The following is a 17457-nucleotide window of genomic DNA, read 5'->3' on the forward strand; positions in this document are numbered from 1 at the left end:
CTAATGTAAACCCTATTTTTGTGTTTGTAAAAAGAGACACCATAATAATCAAGAATAAAAACATGAAACACAATCTTATTTCAAAAATCACGCTTTGTGGTTTATTGTTTACCGGCTTTTTTGCCAATGCCCAAAAGACCACTTTGGAAGTTGATGTTACAAAATCCATTACCAAAATCCAGCCAACGATGTTCGGCTTGTTTTTTGAAGACATCAATTTTGCCGCGGACGGAGGTTTGTATGCCGAAATGGTTAAAAACCGTTCTTTTGAGTTTGACAAACCTTTGATGGGATGGGAACAACCCAATACTAAAAGACTTTCCCAAAACAAGCAATCGGGTTATGCGACGCCCATCAATATATTGGAAAATAAAACCAATCCTAATTTTTGCAGGGTTTTGGTTAATGATGACAAAGGATATGCCCTCGTTAATGAAGGATTCAGGGGAATGGGAGTCAAGAAAGACGCAAAATACAATCTTTCTTTAAAGGCTGCCAATCACGATGGTGCCATCAAAAAAATAATTGTCCAATTGATTGACAAAGACAAAAAAGTGTTGGGTGAAACCAGCATCATTCCAACATCGAATGCTTGGAAAACCTATTCCGCACAATTCACGGCGACCCAGACCGAAGCGAAAGCCAAATTGAAAATCACTTTCGAAGGAACGGGAACTATCGACTTGGACATGATTTCCTTGTTTCCGGAAGACACTTGGAAGAACAGAAAAAACGGCTTGCGCAAAGATATTGTGCAACTTTTATATGACATGAAACCGGGTTTTTTGCGTTTTCCGGGTGGTTGCATTGTCGAAGGAAGAACTTTGGCAGATCGCTACCAATGGAAAAATTCGGTGGGCGAAATCGAGAACAGAAAAACGATGATCAACCGTTGGAATGTGGAGTTTCCTAAAAAACAAACACCCGATTATTTTCAAAGTTTTGGATTGGGATTTTTTGAATATTTCCAACTTTCCGAAGATATTGGCGCAGCAGCATTGCCGGTTTTGAGTTGCGGAATGGCATGCCAATACAATACGGGCGAATTGGCTCCAATAGAAGAATTAGACCCTTATGTACAAGATGCTTTGGACTTGATTGAATTTGCCAACGGTTCAGAAGCGACTGCTTGGGGAAAATTACGCTCGGATATGGGACATCCAAAACCGTTTAATTTGAAATACATTGGTGTTGGAAACGAGCAATGGGGTCCCGATTACATCGAAAGATATAAAGTATTTGAAAAAGCCATAAAAGCAAAATATCCAAAAATTATTATTGTTTCCGGAAGTGGGCCATCGCCAGATGGAGAATATTTTGATTATGGAATGCAGGAGCTCAAAAAGTTGAATGCCGAACTCGTGGACGAACATTATTATAAAAGTCCGCAATGGTTTAGGGATAATGCCACGCGTTACGACAATTACGACCGAAAAGGGCCTAAAGTATTTGCAGGTGAATATGCTGCTCACAGTACAATTGATAATAATTTAATTACCAAAAACAACTGGGAATCTGCCTTTTCCGAAGCGGCTTTTATGACCGGATTGGAACGAAATGCCGAAGTGGTTCACCTCACTTCTTATGCTCCGTTGATGGCACACGAAGAAGCTTGGCAATGGGCGCCGGACATGATTTGGTTCAACAATTTGGAAGCGTATGGTTCGGCGAATTATCAAGTGCAAAAGTTGTTTGCCACCAACAAAGGAACCGATTTATTGGCCATTACCAATGACGGAAAACCGCTGACAGGACAAAACAACCTCTATGCATCAGCCGTAAAAGATGTGAACACGAAAGAAGTAATCATAAAAGTGGTCAATACAACTGCCACGGAACAAGAAGTTACGGTTGATTTAAAAGGAAGTAAATTAGAATCCAAAGGAACTGTCATAACACTTGCCAGCCCGAATTTGACAGATGAAAACAGTTTTGCCACGCCCAAAAAAATCATCCCTACAGAAAGCGAATATAAATTGAAAGGCGACAAGGCGCCAATGAATTTGCCTGCTTATTCGGTTACCGTTTTGAAACTGAAACTGAAATAATCAGGACATATATTTAGATAGTCTGAATTAAGTATACCCAAGCCCATAAACAAATACGTCTGAACCCAAATTTTATATTTGTGTCCAGACGTATTTAATTTTAGTGTTTTGTCTTAATCCAATTGGATTTTAGCAATATTCGTTGAAAGCGTCTTTCAAGTTGTCGGCAATCAATTCAGCTGGACGACCTTCGATGTGATGACGTTCCAACATGTGAACCAATTCTCCATTTTTGAACAAGGCAATGCTTGGCGAAGACGGAGGAAAAGGGAACATGTGTTCTCTTGCTGAAGCTACGGCTTCTTTGTCAACTCCTGCAAAAACAGTGATCAAATGATCTGGTTTTTTAGCGCCTTCTAAACTCATTGCTGCTCCTGGACGTGCATTTCTTGCAGCACAACCACAAACAGAATTCACAACCACCAATGTTGTGCCTTCGGCTTTTATGGCATTATTAACTTCTTCTGCACTATGTAAATCTTGAAAACCAACTGATGTCAATTCGGCTTGCATTGGTTTTACCATTTCTTCTGGATACATATTTTTTATTTTAAGATTACTAATTGAATAACTGCAAAGTTACAAAGTTTCAAATCAAGATGTAAGTTTGAATTATAAAGTTTTGTTATAGTTTGATTAATGTTTCTTGATTTCAGAAAATTTGCTCCATAAGAGCCTAATTATTTTATTTTTTCGAGAATGACAAGCAAGTCCTTGGCGTTTAAAAAAGAATGCTTTTGGAATGCAATTGAAAAATCAGTTTGCAAAATAGCAATCGTTGGATAAACCACTTGGGAATCGATGGTGGCCAATTCCGTGGCGAGTTCGTGAATCCCCGTGTTTTGGCCATTTGGCTTGAATTGAAACTTGTGGTTGTTGAAATGAATGTCTTTTTTGGTTTCGGCATCCAATGGAATGAAGTAAAAATCAGTGTTTAAAATGGAGATGATTTCCGAGTTTTTGAAAGTCGAATTTTCCATCATCTTGCAGTAGTTGCACCAAGAAGTATGGATGAAAATCACAAATGGTTTTGGATTCTCCTTGGATAGTTTTTCGGCTTCTTCAAAAGTATAGGTTTTCAGTTGGGAAAAACCGGATGGAATTGCCCAAAAGAAAATCAATACTATGTAAATCCAGTTTTTCATTTAAGGTAGTTGTTTTACTCGTCACTTCGAGTGATTTTGAGCCGTAATGCGATAGCTTTACGATTCGAAATTGTATCGAGAAGTATTAATACATTAGGGTTCTCGATACATTTTATTAAAAAAAGCTATCGCATTTTTAATAAAACACTCGAACTGACGAGCTCGTGCTTGTTTTTTCGTATCAACTTTAAAATAAATTATAACGCAGCCCAAAGAAACCCCTGATTCCCTGATTTGGACCATAAACGTAAGTCGTATCGAAAGTTAAACCATAAGGATTGTCGGGTATTACCAATACTTTTCCGTTTGTGTCGTATTGTACATTTTTGTCAAAGGGGTCTTCTATTCTCGAAATCAGGAAGGGATTGTTTTGCTTGGGAGTAAAGTTGAGCAGGTTTTTTATTCCGGCATATAATTCAAAATTTTTCCAGCCGGTATAAGTAAATTGAATGTTTTGCAAACTATACCAAGGCGAATTCGGGTTTCTTGGATCGGTGTCGCTCAACAAAGGCAGTTTCATCGGGCTGTATATGTTTCCTGTATAATCCACAGTTAAATCAATTGGATTTATTTTATAGGAAACGCTCCAAGTTGCCGTGAATTTTTCGGTCAAAAAAGGTCTTTCTTTAACCCCGTTTTGCACATTGGAAACATCCATGAATGTCGCTCCGGTAATTAGTTTTAATCCGTTATTGAAGTTCAGGTCAATATTGGTGCTGATTCCCTGGCTTAGGGCATAACCATCAATGTTGTCGTAAATAATTTTGTTGGGGTCGGCTTCGTAATCGGATACAATCTTGTTGCTGAATCGGGTGTAAAACGCAGTGGTTTCGATCCCTAAAAAGGTACCGCTCGAAAAGTATATTTTCTTGATATAATTCAAATTGGCATTTATTGATTTTTCGGGGTCTAAATTGTTTGCAATAACCACTTCACGCGAACCGGTTAAAGCAGCGTGGTCTTCGGTAAACAAATTGACAACCCTGAATCCGGTTCCAGCATTGAAACGAAGAATATTGTTTTCGTTGAATTTTAATTTATAGGCAAATCTTGGCGTGAAAATATTTCCGTGAATGGAATTGTAATCGTAACGAAGTCCTAAAAGCAGTTTGTGTTTTTCGTTAAAAGCAATTTCATCTTGAAGAAAAATCCCGGGAAGCCAAGTTTTTTCGGGATTGTTTTCGTTCGAAAGTGCCGTGGACGGCGTGTTGTCGTCATAATAAGTATAACGGGAAGCAAGTCCGGCCAACAAATCATTTTTTCCTATTTTCTTGTCCCAACTCAGTTGCAAAAACCCTATTTTTTGATTGGCAATATAAGAAGTTGTCCCGTAACGACTGTCTTGATAATGCATCGTTCCCGAAAAAGAAAGCATTAGTTTTTCGGTTGTCGGCAATTGATAACTTCCCAAAAGTTCGCCTCGTTTGGTATAAATACTTTCGCCGTAAATTTCATCGCCACCACGGTATTTTTTCTCCCAACGCACATCGCCACCCCAACGATCTTCGTACATTCCTCGAACGGCAAACGTGAACAATCGGTTTTGTTGTCTGGCAAAATTCCATTTGTTAAAAACCGAAATTCTATTTTGTGCCGTCACATCGGTAAATCCATCATGGTCATTGTCTATTGTTTGTCCGTAATTGTAATAATTTAATCCCAATAAGGAAGTTGCTTTTGAGCCAGCATTGAATTTTACGCCTAAATCAGCATTGGTCTCCAGCCAAGAAGTGGTAAACACGTCGACAGAAAACAGGGGAGCTTTAATCGGGTTTTTGGTGATAATGTTGATTAATCCTCCCACGGCTTCGCTTCCATACAAAGAAGAGGCGGGACCTTTCACGATTTCGATACGTTCCACCAATGAATTTGGAATTCCGGACAATCCATACACGGTTGATAAACTGCTGACAATGGGCATTCCGTCGATCATTACCGAAGTATAAGGTCCTTCCAGCCCATTGATGTGAATGTCTCCCGTGTTGCATACACCGCAGTTGAGTTGGGGACGTACTCCATTTACATTTTGCAAAGCTTCGTAAATACTGGCCGTTGGGTTTTTCTTGAAAAAAATAGGTGAATATACTTCAACCGGAACGGCGCTTTCCAGTCGTTTCACGGCCTTTAGAGTTCCCGAAACCACTACTTCGTTGAGCTCGTTTTCTTCGTTTTTTAATTCAAAGTCAAGAACAAGATGCTCCTTTTCTTTGAGGACAATATTTTTGGTCACCGTTTTCAGTCCAAAGGATGCAATTTTAATTTTATAATTGCCTGCGGGAATATTTTCAAGTCTATAATTGCCTAAACTATCCGTTTGGGTTTTGTGATTGGTTTTTAGTAATTCAATAGTAGCTTGTTGCATTTCTTTGTTTTCAACAGCTATTTCCCCAGATATAGAAGTGCTATTCTGTGAAAATGAATGGTGAAAAACAAAAAACGACAGTATTAAAAATAAATGTTTCATTTGTTTAAATTAAATTTTAGGCAAATCTAAAAAAATTATTACTCAAACAAAAGTTTTTTACATATATTTGCCTTGGTAATTCAAATTCAGTTATGGGCAAATCTTTAGAAGAAGTAAACCAATCGGTTTCCACACAAAATAAAAAAACAGTTTTCAGAAAAATACTGGCTTTTTTTGGCCCCGCTTATTTGGTCAGTGTGGGTTATATGGATCCGGGAAATTGGGCGACTGATATTGCGGGAGGAAGCCAGTTCGGTTATACCTTGTTGTGGGTATTGTTGATGAGTAATATGATGGCCTTGCTTTTGCAAAGTTTGAGTGCAAGATTGGGAATCGTTACCCAACGTGATTTGGCACAAGCTTCCCGAGAAACCTATTCTCCATTTATCAATTACATTCTTTATTTTCTTGCCGAAATTGCCATTGCAGCCTGTGATTTGGCCGAAGTTTTGGGAATGGCTATCGGTATTAATCTATTGTTCGACATTCCTTTGGTAGAAGCCGTAATGATTACTGTTTTGGATACTTTTTTATTGCTTTTCCTCATCAACAAGGGTATTCGCAAAATGGAAGCTTTTATTATTGCCTTGGTAATGATTATTGGTATGTCCTTTATCTTCGAAATGATATTTGCCCAACCCGAAATGGGAAAAGTGATGTATGGTTTAATTCCTTCGATACCTAGTGAAACGGCACTTTATATCGCAATCGGAATAATTGGTGCCACGGTAATGCCGCACAATTTGTACCTGCATTCTTCCTTGGTGCAAACCCGAAAATACAGTCGCAATGAGGCAGGAATCAAACAAGCCTTGAAATACAATTTCATCGATTCGGCTATCGCCCTGAATCTTGCATTTTTTGTAAATGCCGCTATTCTGATATTGGCAGCAGCCACGTTTTACAAACACGGAATGCACGAAGTGGCCGAAATACAGGATGCGTACCGATTTCTACAACCTTTGTTGGGAACCAAATGGGCACCTATTTTATTTGCCGTGGCCTTGATTGCCGCAGGGCAAAGTTCTACCGTAACGGGAACATTGGCCGGGCAAATTGTTATGGAGGGCTATTTGAATTTAAGAATCCAGCCTTGGGTGCGAAGAATCATCACGCGATTGATTGCGATTGTTCCAGCCGTCATTGTCATTTTAATTTATGGCGAAAGTGTAACCGGAAAATTATTGATTTTAAGCCAAGTGATTTTGAGTTTGCAATTGGGATTTGCCATCATTCCGCTGATTCATTTTGTGAGCGATAAATCTAAAATGAAGGGTTTTCACATTGGCAAAGCGACCCAAGTTGCGGCTTGGTTAATTGCCGTTATTATAGTTTCATTGAATGCCAAATTGGTTTATTCCGAAATTCAAGGATGGTTGGAAACTTCGGATAATCCAATTGTTCTATGGTTAACGGTTGTTCCTTTGACCTTTGGGTTTTTATTTTTGTTGCTTTACATCGTCATAAAACCGTTCTTTTCCAAGCCAAGATTGAACATCGAAAACCATTCGCCTCATGACATGAATTTAAAATTTACGGAAACGGCTGTTCAAGACAACAAGAACATTGCGATAACCGTTGATTTTTCGTTTGCCGATGAAAATGCGATTAATTATGCTTTCAAAATGGGTGGCAAAGAGGCAAAATACACCTTGATACACGTTGTGGAATCCGTTGGAGCGATGATGTATGGCAAGCAAATTGACGATCACGAAACCACGATTGACGAAAAATTATTAAAGGAATACAAATTGATGTTCCGAGAAAAAGGATTTCACGTCAAAACGGTGCTTGGTTTTGGCGAGCCCAACAAAGTCATTCCGAATTTGGTCAACAAGGGAGATTTTGATATTCTAATCATGGGAACCCACGGTCATACGGGGATGAAAGATTTGCTTTTTGGCACCACCGTTGACCGATTGAGACACAAAATAACAATACCTTTGCTTATTGTAAAAAAGTAAATCCTGAATAAATTATGAGGTTTAAAAAAACACTGTTGTTTTCTTTGCTAGCTTTTTTCATTCTCAATACGGTACAATCCCAGAAATTTAAAGCCGATGTTTTGGCATTTAAAAAACAGGATTCCATTGCGTTTCCGCCCAGTAATGCCATCCTTTTTATAGGTAGTTCTTCTTTTACCAAATGGAAAGATGTTTCGTCTTGTTTTCCGGGTTACACCATTATCAATAGAGCTTTTGGCGGATCTACTTTATTGGATGTCATCCATTATGAAAAAGAAATAATTTTTCCTTACAAGCCCAAACAAATTGTAATTTATTGCGGAGAAAATGACATTGCTTCCTCAGATACTATCAGTGGAAAAACGGTGTTCGAAAGATTCAAAATTTTATATGGTGACATTCGAAAAGTTTATCCAAAAACATCCATTGTTTATCTCTCCATGAAGCCCAGTCCCAGTAGATGGAAAATGAAGGAAAGGATGATAAACGGTAATGAATTGATAAGAGACTTTATTAAAAAGCAAAAAAACACGGTTTTTGTTTCTGTTTGGGAAAAGATGCTCGACAGCAACAATCAACCGATACCAACAATTTTCCTGGAAGACCGTTTGCACATGAATGCCCAAGGGTATTCCATTTGGCAAAAAATTCTGGAACCCGTGTTATTAAAATAATTTTAGTTTAAAATATTTACCTGAATGACTTTTTCCGAAGAGAATTATCTAAAAACCATCTATCACCTCACCACCATTTCAGAATCGGGAGTGAGCACGAATGCCATTGCTGAAATGATGGAAACCAAAGCATCTTCTGTAACGGACATGCTCAAGAAATTGGCCGAGAAAGATTTGGTCAACTACAAAAAATACCAAGGCGTTTCCTTGACGGAAAAAGGAAAATTGAACGCCAAAATGATTGTGAGAAAACACCGTTTATGGGAAGTTTTCTTGGTGGACAAATTGGATTTTTCATGGGATGAGGTTCACGATATTGCCGAACAATTGGAACACATAAAATCCGAAAAACTCATTAACAAACTGGATGATTTTCTGGGAAATCCTACCGAAGATCCCCACGGAGACCCAATTCCGGATGCCAATGGACAAATTATCAATACCGAGAAACACTTGCTTTCCGAACTGTCCGAAAACCAAAACGGAATTTGCGTGGGAGTGAAAGATACCTCGCCGGAATTCTTGAAATATTTGGACAAACAGGAAATTTCCCTTGGATCAAAAATTGAAATTATGGGAAAAGAAAGTTTCGATTTGTCCCTGAAAATTAAATTAAATGGAAGGGAATTAACCATTTCGAATAAGATAGCAAGCAATCTTTTCGTGAAAGTGGTTTAATTGCATCCACAATCAGGACCGCCACAATTTTTACTTGATTTTTTCTTTTTGAAAAAGTATTTTTTAATCAAAAATCCAACTGCGATTCCAAGAATGGTAAAAGCTATAATTTCCTGAACCATACTATTTTATTTTAAAATTTGAAAGGCAATCAAGGCTACAAAATAAGCCAATCCGCTCATCAGCACGAGTTGCATGGCTGGCCATTTCCAAGAGTTGGTTTCTTTTTTGGTAATCGCCAATGTACTGGCACATTGCATCGCAAAAGCGTAAAAAAGCAACAAGGATATTCCGGAAGCAAAATTGAATATTTTTTGACCCGTTACCGGATTGACTTCTTCCTGCATTTTACTTTTTATCGTGGCTTCGTTATCGCTGTTTCCAACGCTGTAAATGGTGGCCAACGTACCCACAAAAACTTCTCTGGCAGCAAAGGAACTGATAATAGCAATGCCTATTTTCCAATCGTATCCTAAAGGCGAAATGGCAGGTTCGATGGCTTTACCCATAATTCCGATATAGGAATTCTCCAGTTTTTGGGAAGCTACGGCGTTTTCAAATTCGACTTTGTTCAATGGCTTTTCAATCGTTCTTTCTTTTACGATAGTTTCTGCGTCATTAAAATCTTTTCCAGATCCGTAAGAAGCCAAAAACCATAAAATAACGGATATCGCCAAAATGATTTTCCCGGCACCAACAACGAATGCTTTTGTTTTCTCGACCACATTGATGCCAACGTTTTTGAAAAGAGGTAATTTATAGCTTGGCATTTCGACCACAAAATAGGTTTTGGAATCTAATTTCAATATTTTATTCAAAATATAAGCGGAAAAAATCGCCGTTCCAAATCCTATTAAATAGAGCAACATTAAGGTTAATCCTTGTAAATTTAGAAAGCCGAAAATATAGTGTTGTGGAATTATAAGTCCAATGATGATGGCATAAACAGGTAATCTCGCCGAACAGGTGGTGAAAGGCGTTACCAATATTGTAATCAAACGTTCTTTCCAGTTTTCGATGTTTCGGGTAGCCATAATCGCCGGAATCGCACAAGCCGTTCCTGAAATTAAGGGCACCACACTTTTGCCGGAAAGTCCAAATCGGCGCATAATTTTATCCATCAAAAAGACGACACGACTCATATAACCGCTTTCTTCCAGAATGGAAATAAACAGAAATAAAAAGGCGATTTGTGGAATGAAAATCAAGATTCCGCCAATCCCCGGAATGATTCCCTGCGAAAGCAAATCGGTTAAAATTCCGCTTGGTAATTCTTGGGCAGCCCAACTGCTCAAAGAAGCAAAGCTGCTGTCAATAAAATCCATGGGAATGGTTGACCAGCTAAATATTGATTGGAAAATGATAAATAAAATGGCTAAGAAAATGAAATAGCCCCAAATTTTGTGGGTTAGAATATTGTCTAATCTGGTTCTAAAATCTTTTGCCATCGAGGCATCCACTTTTAAACCTTCTTTTAAAACATCATTGATAAATTGATAACGCTTTATGGTTTCTTTTTGCTGTAAACGTTTGAGTTCCGAATGCGGTTTGGTAAACGTGCTTCGGATTTCATTTCGTTCCAAGTTCAAAAAGTTGACGTCTTGCGTGATCACCAACCATAATTTGTACAACAGCTGGTTGGGAAAAGCTTTTTGCAAGTTTTCAAAATAGACAGAATCAATTACTGAAGCATTCAAACACGGCTCGTGCGGAATGGTTTTATAGGAAACAATTAAATCTTTCAATTCTTCGATTCCCGATCCTTTTCTGGAACTGACCAAAGCAATTTTAGTTTTGAGTTGTTCTTCAAGGTAAGGAATATCAAGCGTAATGCCTTTGCTTGCCATTCGATCGGCCATGTTGATGACTAAAATCGTCGGGATTTCAAGGTCTTTTATTTGGGTATAAAGGAGTAAATTTCGTTTCAAATTCTCCACGTCGGTAACCACGATGGCTACATCTGGAAACAATTTGTCGTTTTTGTTCAGCAAAAGTTCAATAACCACGCTTTCGTCCATCGAACTGGCATTCAAACTATAGGTTCCGGGTAAATCTAGAATATTGGCTTTAATGTTTTGTGGCAATTTGCAGAAACCCATTTTTTTCTCAACGGTAATTCCGGGATAATTCCCCACTTGTTGGTTCAAACCGGTAAGCTGGTTAAAAACCGAAGTTTTCCCCACGTTAGGATTTCCAATTAAAGCGACATTGATATTTTGCTTGGTCATTATAAGTTGCTTTTAATAAGTTCAACTTCAATGTCACGGGCAGTTTCTAAACGAATGGCAAGATGCGAACCGTTGATGTCCAAAAACAAAGGATCACCAAAGGGTGCGATTTGAAGTAATTCGACTATATATCCAGGTAAACAGCCCATTTCAAGCAGTTTTAACGGAATAACATCGACATCAAAATCCTTGATGATGGCTTTCTCTCCTTTTTTTAGGTTGGCTATCGTAGTTCGCAATTCTTATTTAGATTGAATTTAGATTACAAAAGTACAGTAAAAAAAAGAATATCAAATGACAATTATCAGATTTGCTTTTTAAAAAATAATTTGGAATATTTAAAAACCTTTTTTTTGCGACAGGTTTTCTTATGAAGCTTAAAATGGATAGCCAAATAAATAGGCAATTAGTAGATTTTAATTAGTGTCAGCTTTTATTTTTCGTCTTCCACAAGCCAATTGATGTCTTCAATCAGTCGTTGAATTTCTTCTTTTTTGGTGCCGTCATAAAAGCCTCGAACCCGTTTTTGGGAGTCCACCAAAACAAAATTCTCGGTGTGAACCATATCGTATTGTTCTTCCGGTTTCCCTTGTTTTACGGCCAAAAAGGATTTTCTTGCCATAGTATAAATCGCTTTTTTGTCGCCCGTAACCAAGTTCCATTTGCTGTCGATTACGCCGTTTATTTTGGCATAATCTTTCAAAACCGAAACGCTGTCTACGTCGGGCATAACCGTGAAGGAAAGCAATTTTACTTTTGGATTGTGAAGAAATGCCTTTTGCACATCGACTAAGTTTGTGGTCATCTTCGGGCAGATTGATTTACAGGTCGTAAAGAAAAAATCGGCCACATAAATTTTGCCTTCATACTCTTTTTGGGTAATGGTTTTGCCGTTTTGATTGGTAAATGAAAAATCGGCAATAAAATGTTTGTTGGCAATATATTGTACGGTCGTGTCCACCAATTCAGGATTTACGTCCGATGGATTGTAGATAGGAAGCGTTTTTTTGGGTTTCAATGCGGTATAAAACAAGGAAATCACGATGATGGAAAAGACCAACAAGACCCCAAAGAATTTCCGATATTTATAGAAAAAGGATTTCATGAACAAATTTTGGCAAAAATACAGAAAGGTCGCTTGTATTGGACTAACAAATATTTTTTTAACAAATGTAGATACAATTGTTGAATTTTATCAATAGTTTTGTGGCAATAACCAACCCATTTTAATAGATGAAAATACATTTAAAAAAACAGCTGATTTTTGTTGTTCCTGCAATCATTGGATTTGCAACTATTCAAGCTCAAGATGTTTACGTGAAGAAAGAACCAGGCATCAATGTTTCTAACATGGATAAAAAGATAAAGCCAAATGACAACTTTTTTAGATTTGTAAACGGAAGCTGGCTTGATAAAACTGAAATTCCCGCAGATAAAACAACATGGGGAAGTTTTAATGAATTGCGTCTGAAAACAGACAAGGATGCTTTGGAAATTTTGGCAGAAGCCGCAAAAAACCCAAAATATAAATCCAATACAGACCAAGGCAAAGCCTTAAATCTATACAAAACCATTTTGGATACCGTTGGCAGAAACAAACTTGGTTTGTCCCCGTTGAAACCGTATTTGGCAAAGATTAACGCAGTGAAAAATGTCAAGGATTTGCAGACATTGTTGATTGAAATGGATCCCATCGGCGGCATCGGATTTTTTGGTTTTGGAATTGGTGCAGATGCCAAGAATAGTAACAAAAACGTGGTTTATGTTGGACCAGGAAGTTTGGGTTTGCCAGATCGTGATTATTATGTTTCCGACGAAAAGGATTCCAAGGAGAAAAGAGACAAGTATGTTTTGCATGTGGCTAGAATGTTGCAGTTTTTAGGCGAAAAACCATTAAATGCAAAAGCTGATGCCAACAGGATTTTGGCATTGGAAACCGCCATGTCTAAGCCAAGATTTGATAGAGTGGAAAGACGCGACCGAAGAAAATCATACAATCCAATGACTGTTTCCGACTTGCAAAAATTGACGCCTTCCATAGATTGGAAAGGATATTTGACAAAAATTGGGTTGGCAAAAACAGATTCATTGATTGTGAGTCAGCCCAAATATATGGCTGCACTGGAAACTATTCTTAAAGAGAACAAGGTTGAAGACTGGAAAACCTATATGCGTTGGACTTTGTTAAATAGATCAGCATCAAAACTATCAACAAGTCTCGAAATGGCGAACTGGGAATTTTATGATAAAACCTTGACAGGAGCCATCAAGCCAAGACCGCGTGACGAAAGAGCGTTGCAAGTAATCAATGGATCAGTTGGAGAGGCACTTGGAAAATTATATGTTGAGAAAAAATTTCCAGTCGAAGCTAAAGCTAAAGCGGAGAAGATGATCAATAATATTTTTATTGCATTCGAAAACCGCATCAATAATTTGCCTTGGATGTCGGCTGAAACGAGGGTAAGTGCCATTGCTAAATTGCACAAATCTCAGATAAAAGTTGGTTATCCCGACAAATGGAAGGATTATTCAGCCTTGGCTATTAAAAGTCCAGAAGAAGGAGGAACTTATTTTGAGAATTCATTGAATCTTTCTCGTTGGAGAGTAAAAGAAGACATCGATAAACTTTATAAACCTGTTGATAAAACGGAATGGGGAATGTCGCCACAAACAGTCAACGCCTATTACAATCCTTCGTACAATGAAATCGTGTTTCCAGCGGCGATTTTGCAACCTCCTTTTTATAATTATCAAGCTGATGAAGCGGTAAATTATGGCGGAATTGGAGCCGTAATTGGTCACGAAATCTCACACGGATTTGATGATTCCGGAGCACGATATGATGCTGATGGTAACTTAAAAGATTGGTGGACGGCAGATGACCAGAAACAATTTGCGGCTTTGACGGGCGCACTTGCGGATCAATATAGCGCTTTGCAACCTTTGCCGGGAACTTTCGTTGATGGAAAATTTACTTTGGGAGAAAACATTGGGGATTTAGGAGGAATAAATGCCGCTTATGATGGTTTGCAACTCTATTTGAAAGAGAATGGAAATCCTGGATTAATCGATGGTTATACACCGGAACAGCGTTTCTTTATTTCTTGGGGCACGGTTTGGAGAACCAAAATGCGTGATGAAGCCATTAAAAATTTGGTAAAAACCGATCCGCATTCACCGGGAATGTACCGTGCTTATGTTCCTTTGCTGAACATAGACACCTTTTATGAAGCCTTCAACATTAAGCCGGGAGACGGGATGTATGTTGCTCCAGAAAAACGAGTGAAAATTTGGTAATAGAGAATGTTTAGTATAAAAAAATTCCCAAGTGTGAGCTTGGGATTTTTTTTTTGAATTATTTTATCAAATATTCCTGCATATATCGAATCACCGCCAATCGTTGAAAATCCACATTGGATTTCTTTTTAAATCCATGACCTTCATCTTTGGCTTCAAGATACCAAACCACATTTCCATTCGCTTTTAGTTTGTCGCGCATTTGAATGGCTTCGGTTACGGGAACTCTAGGATCATTCGTGCCTTGAATGATAAACATTGGTTTTTTGATTTTATCAATATTGTTTAATGGAGCCATTTTTTCAAAAAAAGCTGCCATTTCAGGGATTCTCTCATCACCATATTCTACTCTTCTTAAATCTCTTCTATATTCTTCAGTGTTTTTCAAAAAGGTATTAAAGTTGGAAATTCCAACAACATCCACGGAACATTTGATTCTATCCGCATAATGAAAGGCTGTTGCCAAGGTCATATAACCACCATAACTTCCGCCCATTATCATAATTCTGTCTTTGTCTAATTCAGGTTGTTGGGCAATCCAGTCCAATAATGCGCCAATGTCCTTAACCGAATCTTCTCTTAAAAAACCATTGTCTTTAGCAATAAATGTTTTTCCAAAACCAGAGGAACCACGAACATTTGGAAAAATTATGGCAACTCCCATTTCATTGGTATAATAATTATTGGAACCCAGAAAGGAAGCCATAGATTGCGCTTCTGGCCCACCGTGAATATTGATTATAACAGGTCTTTTTCCGGTGAATTTTGCGGCAGCAGGATAATAAAAGCCAGATATTTTAAGATTGTCGAAGCTTTTCCATTCGATAAATTTTGGCACAGACATATCCGATTGTTGCATTTCGCCCAATTCGCTTTCTGTCCAGCGTTGAATATCTCCTGTTGCAAGGTTTAGTTTATAAACATCCGATGCTGATTGTGCGGTAGATTGGGTGAAGAATACAGCCTTTTTGTCTTTTGTGAAATTTGCGCCTCCAATCAATCCTATGGGAATATTTTTTACTGCCGAATACGATTTGTTATTGGTATTCATCAAATACATTTTGTTCAAACCGGCTTCATTGGTGATAAAAACAATCGTTTTTTTATCTTCGGATAAATTGTAGTTTTCAACATTCCAAGGGATTTTGGATGTGTGATAAGCAACTTTTTTTGTATTTAAATTTAATGTGGCAAGACGTTCAAACTCATTGTCTTTGTCCGTAACCAACCAAATTTCATCATTTTTATCCGAAAAGGATGCACCCGATTGAATGATTCCAGTTGATTTTCTATCCGTAACTTCGGATAATTTTCCAGAGGCGGTTTCTAATATCCAAATATGAGATTCATTAGCCGAAACATATTCGCTAATTAAAAGTTTTTGACCATCCGTTGAAATATCAGATATTCCCCATCCCCCACCTTTTACTTGCAGGATTAGTTTATCGGATTTTGGATTATTGGGATCCATATAATAAATATCGCGGTCTCCTCCATTTCTCTTGGTCGAGGAATAATAGAAACCTTTTCCGTCTTTACGCCAAGTTGGACCTCCATTTTGTGAACGACCACCATCAGTCAAAAGAGTGGATTGCAGCGTTTTTAAATCAAGTTTGTATAATTGTCCAAATTCATTGCCGCCAATGTCCTTGGAATATACAAGATATTCGCCCTTCAAAGGTTCGTAGGAAGCACCACTGACTGGTTCGTCAAAAAATGTTATTTGCTTTCTTGCTCCCACTGGTTGCGAAACACGATGCAACTGGGCAGTAGATCCAAAACGAGTACTGATAATAATTTCGTTTTTTGTTGGATGAATTTCGGCCAAAGATGCACCACGGGCTTCGGAATATTTTTTTACCTGATTAGCTAGTTCTTTGGGGATTTCGGCAATATTCTCGGTTATCAAATTTTCATTTGGAATCACGATATCTTCTTTTCTTGAGCACAAACTACGCATAGGGACAGGAGTGCAGGAATCAAAATAATTTTTTTCATTTTCATAATGTATAAATTAATTGGTTTATAATAGAATTAAACACGAGCTTTCCGAATCGAATAATTAACCAAATACAAGCCGAACAATGTGACTGCACCTCCTATTGCAATTGCTACTGTGAGCGGTTCCCCAAAAATCAGGGCACCCAACAAAACAGCAACGATAGGGTTGACGTATGCATAAATACTGTTCAATTCCGGCGGAAGTTTTTGCAAAGCATAAATAAACGCAATAAAAGTCAATATGGAGCCAATGATTGTTAAATAAGCAATCGCCCACCACGAATTTGCGGGAATGGAAGTGATGCTGATTCCAGTTCCCGTTGCTCCAGTAATGGCCAAAAGGACGATGCTTGAAATCAACATTTGTAATCCTAAACTAAAATAGGGGTTGAAGCTGGCCGCTTTTTTCTTGGTATATAAACTTCCAAAAGCCCAAGTTAAGGTGGACAGTAGAGACAGGAAAATTCCAAATCTAAAATCAGGTTTCAAGAAATCACCAAGATAATCGTAGAAAATAACGCAAACCCCGGCAAAACTTACTACAAGTCCCAGTATCGACAAGCGAGCGATTCTTTCTCCCCTGAAAAGGGTGATAAAAACAATCCACAAAGGAAAAATGGCTCCAATGATGGCACCCAAACCACTGCTGATATATTTCACTCCCCAAGTGCTCAGCGCATTACTAAACACAAAATTAAGGACAGTCAGGATCAATATTGTTTTCCATTGTTTTCCTTTTGGCCAAGGTGCTTTTTTATACAAAAAGAAGGCAACATAAAGAAAACCGGCGATAAATTGTCTAATTCCCACAAGTTGTAAAGCCGGCATATGCCGTACGCCCTCTTTTGAAGCAATCCAGGTGGTGCCCCAAAAAAAGCACACCCAGCACAAAGCCAAAATAGGCAATCCCACAGCATTTATTTGGGTTGAAACGGCATTTTTTATTCTAGCTTTCACA

The 17457-nt window shown here is 38.1% G+C and carries 14 protein-coding genes; 5 read left to right on the forward strand and 9 right to left on the reverse strand.

Annotated features, from left to right (window positions below):
* Nucleotides 1-62: 62 nt before the first annotated feature.
* Nucleotides 63-2048: an alpha-L-arabinofuranosidase family protein gene (locus tag BUC16_RS03135; protein ID WP_073367866.1), complete on the forward strand. Its 1986-nt coding sequence runs from the start codon at nt 63-65 to the stop codon at nt 2046-2048.
* A 129-nt stretch (nt 2049-2177) separates the two neighbouring features.
* Here the strand turns inward: BUC16_RS03135 and BUC16_RS03140 are convergent, their stop codons facing one another.
* The 3 genes from BUC16_RS03140 to BUC16_RS03150 all read right to left on the reverse strand — a co-directional run bounded on the left by BUC16_RS03140 (nt 2178) and on the right by BUC16_RS03150 (nt 5657).
* Nucleotides 2178-2588: a BrxA/BrxB family bacilliredoxin gene (locus BUC16_RS03140; protein WP_073367867.1), complete on the reverse strand. Its 411-nt coding sequence runs from the start codon at nt 2586-2588 to the stop codon at nt 2178-2180.
* 140 nt (nt 2589-2728) lie between these two features.
* On the reverse strand, nt 2729-3193 hold the full coding sequence (locus BUC16_RS03145; RefSeq protein ID WP_073367869.1) for a thioredoxin family protein: 465 nt from the start codon (nt 3191-3193) through the stop codon (nt 2729-2731).
* A gap of 187 nt (nt 3194-3380) precedes the next feature.
* On the reverse strand, nt 3381-5657 hold the full coding sequence (locus BUC16_RS03150) for a TonB-dependent receptor (RefSeq protein WP_073367870.1): 2277 nt from the start codon (nt 5655-5657) through the stop codon (nt 3381-3383).
* Between the two features lie 92 nt (nt 5658-5749).
* Between BUC16_RS03150 and BUC16_RS03155 the strand changes: the two genes are divergently transcribed.
* Genes BUC16_RS03155 through BUC16_RS03165 form a run of 3 tightly spaced genes read left to right on the forward strand, consistent with a single transcriptional unit; the run spans nt 5750 to nt 8973 of the window.
* Nucleotides 5750-7621: an Nramp family divalent metal transporter gene (locus tag BUC16_RS03155; RefSeq protein ID WP_073367872.1), complete on the forward strand. Its 1872-nt coding sequence runs from the start codon at nt 5750-5752 to the stop codon at nt 7619-7621.
* 14 nt (nt 7622-7635) lie between these two features.
* Nucleotides 7636-8295: a GDSL-type esterase/lipase family protein gene (locus BUC16_RS03160; RefSeq protein ID WP_073367874.1), complete on the forward strand. Its 660-nt coding sequence runs from the start codon at nt 7636-7638 to the stop codon at nt 8293-8295.
* Nucleotides 8296-8319: 24 nt separating this feature from the next.
* On the forward strand, nt 8320-8973 hold the full coding sequence (locus BUC16_RS03165) for a metal-dependent transcriptional regulator (RefSeq protein ID WP_073367875.1): 654 nt from the start codon (nt 8320-8322) through the stop codon (nt 8971-8973).
* Here BUC16_RS03165 and BUC16_RS17865 read toward each other — a convergent pair.
* The 4 genes from BUC16_RS17865 to BUC16_RS03180 all read right to left on the reverse strand — a co-directional run bounded on the left by BUC16_RS17865 (nt 8970) and on the right by BUC16_RS03180 (nt 12306).
* Nucleotides 8970-9095: a FeoB-associated Cys-rich membrane protein gene (locus BUC16_RS17865; protein ID WP_141226062.1), complete on the reverse strand. Its 126-nt coding sequence runs from the start codon at nt 9093-9095 to the stop codon at nt 8970-8972. The genes BUC16_RS03165 and BUC16_RS17865 overlap by 4 nt on opposite strands.
* Before the next feature lie 6 nt (nt 9096-9101).
* Nucleotides 9102-11201: a ferrous iron transport protein B gene (gene feoB / locus BUC16_RS03170; protein ID WP_073367877.1), complete on the reverse strand. Its 2100-nt coding sequence runs from the start codon at nt 11199-11201 to the stop codon at nt 9102-9104.
* Entirely contained in the window at nt 11201-11440 is a 240-nt protein-coding gene (locus BUC16_RS03175) for a FeoA family protein (RefSeq protein ID WP_073367879.1), read from the reverse strand. Before BUC16_RS03175 ends, feoB begins: the two co-directional genes overlap by 1 nt.
* Nucleotides 11441-11634: 194 nt before the next feature.
* Nucleotides 11635-12306, reverse strand: a complete 672-nt coding sequence (locus BUC16_RS03180) for an SCO family protein (RefSeq protein ID WP_073367880.1) — start codon at nt 12304-12306, stop codon at nt 11635-11637.
* 128 nt (nt 12307-12434) lie between these two features.
* On the opposite strand from BUC16_RS03180, the gene BUC16_RS03185 reads away from it, so the two are divergent.
* Entirely contained in the window at nt 12435-14498 is a 2064-nt protein-coding gene (locus BUC16_RS03185) for a M13 family metallopeptidase (RefSeq protein WP_073367882.1), read from the forward strand.
* 58 nt (nt 14499-14556) lie between these two features.
* On the opposite strand, the gene BUC16_RS03190 is transcribed toward BUC16_RS03185, so the two are convergent.
* Entirely contained in the window at nt 14557-16458 is a 1902-nt protein-coding gene (locus BUC16_RS03190) for a S9 family peptidase (protein ID WP_141226063.1), read from the reverse strand.
* A 74-nt stretch (nt 16459-16532) separates the two neighbouring features.
* Nucleotides 16533-17456, reverse strand: coding sequence for a DMT family transporter (locus BUC16_RS03195; RefSeq protein ID WP_244534327.1), 924 nt, complete (start codon nt 17454-17456; stop codon nt 16533-16535).
* Between the last annotated feature and the right edge of the window lies 1 nt (nt 17457).

Source organism: Flavobacterium fluvii (assembly GCF_900129545.1).
GTDB classification, from domain to species: domain Bacteria; phylum Bacteroidota; class Bacteroidia; order Flavobacteriales; family Flavobacteriaceae; genus Flavobacterium; species Flavobacterium fluvii.

Bases quoted from the DNA above. Each gene is read 5' to 3' on its own strand.
- BUC16_RS03135 (WP_073367866.1), top strand. From the start codon at position 63: ATGAAACACAATCTTATTTCAAAAATCACGCTTTGTGGTTTATTGTTT.
- BUC16_RS03140 (WP_073367867.1), bottom strand. From the start codon at position 2,588: ATGTATCCAGAAGAAATGGTAAAACCAATGCAAGCCGAATTGACATCA.
- BUC16_RS03145 (WP_073367869.1), bottom strand. From the start codon at position 3,193: ATGAAAAACTGGATTTACATAGTATTGATTTTCTTTTGGGCAATTCCA.
- BUC16_RS03150 (WP_073367870.1), bottom strand. From the start codon at position 5,657: ATGAAACATTTATTTTTAATACTGTCGTTTTTTGTTTTTCACCATTCA.
- BUC16_RS03155 (WP_073367872.1), top strand. From the start codon at position 5,750: ATGGGCAAATCTTTAGAAGAAGTAAACCAATCGGTTTCCACACAAAAT.
- BUC16_RS03160 (WP_073367874.1), top strand. From the start codon at position 7,636: ATGAGGTTTAAAAAAACACTGTTGTTTTCTTTGCTAGCTTTTTTCATT.
- BUC16_RS03165 (WP_073367875.1), top strand. From the start codon at position 8,320: ATGACTTTTTCCGAAGAGAATTATCTAAAAACCATCTATCACCTCACC.
- BUC16_RS17865 (WP_141226062.1), bottom strand. From the start codon at position 9,095: ATGGTTCAGGAAATTATAGCTTTTACCATTCTTGGAATCGCAGTTGGA.
- feoB (WP_073367877.1), bottom strand. From the start codon at position 11,201: ATGACCAAGCAAAATATCAATGTCGCTTTAATTGGAAATCCTAACGTG.
- BUC16_RS03180 (WP_073367880.1), bottom strand. From the start codon at position 12,306: ATGAAATCCTTTTTCTATAAATATCGGAAATTCTTTGGGGTCTTGTTG.
- BUC16_RS03185 (WP_073367882.1), top strand. From the start codon at position 12,435: ATGAAAATACATTTAAAAAAACAGCTGATTTTTGTTGTTCCTGCAATC.
- BUC16_RS03190 (WP_141226063.1), bottom strand. From the start codon at position 16,458: ATGCGTAGTTTGTGCTCAAGAAAAGAAGATATCGTGATTCCAAATGAA.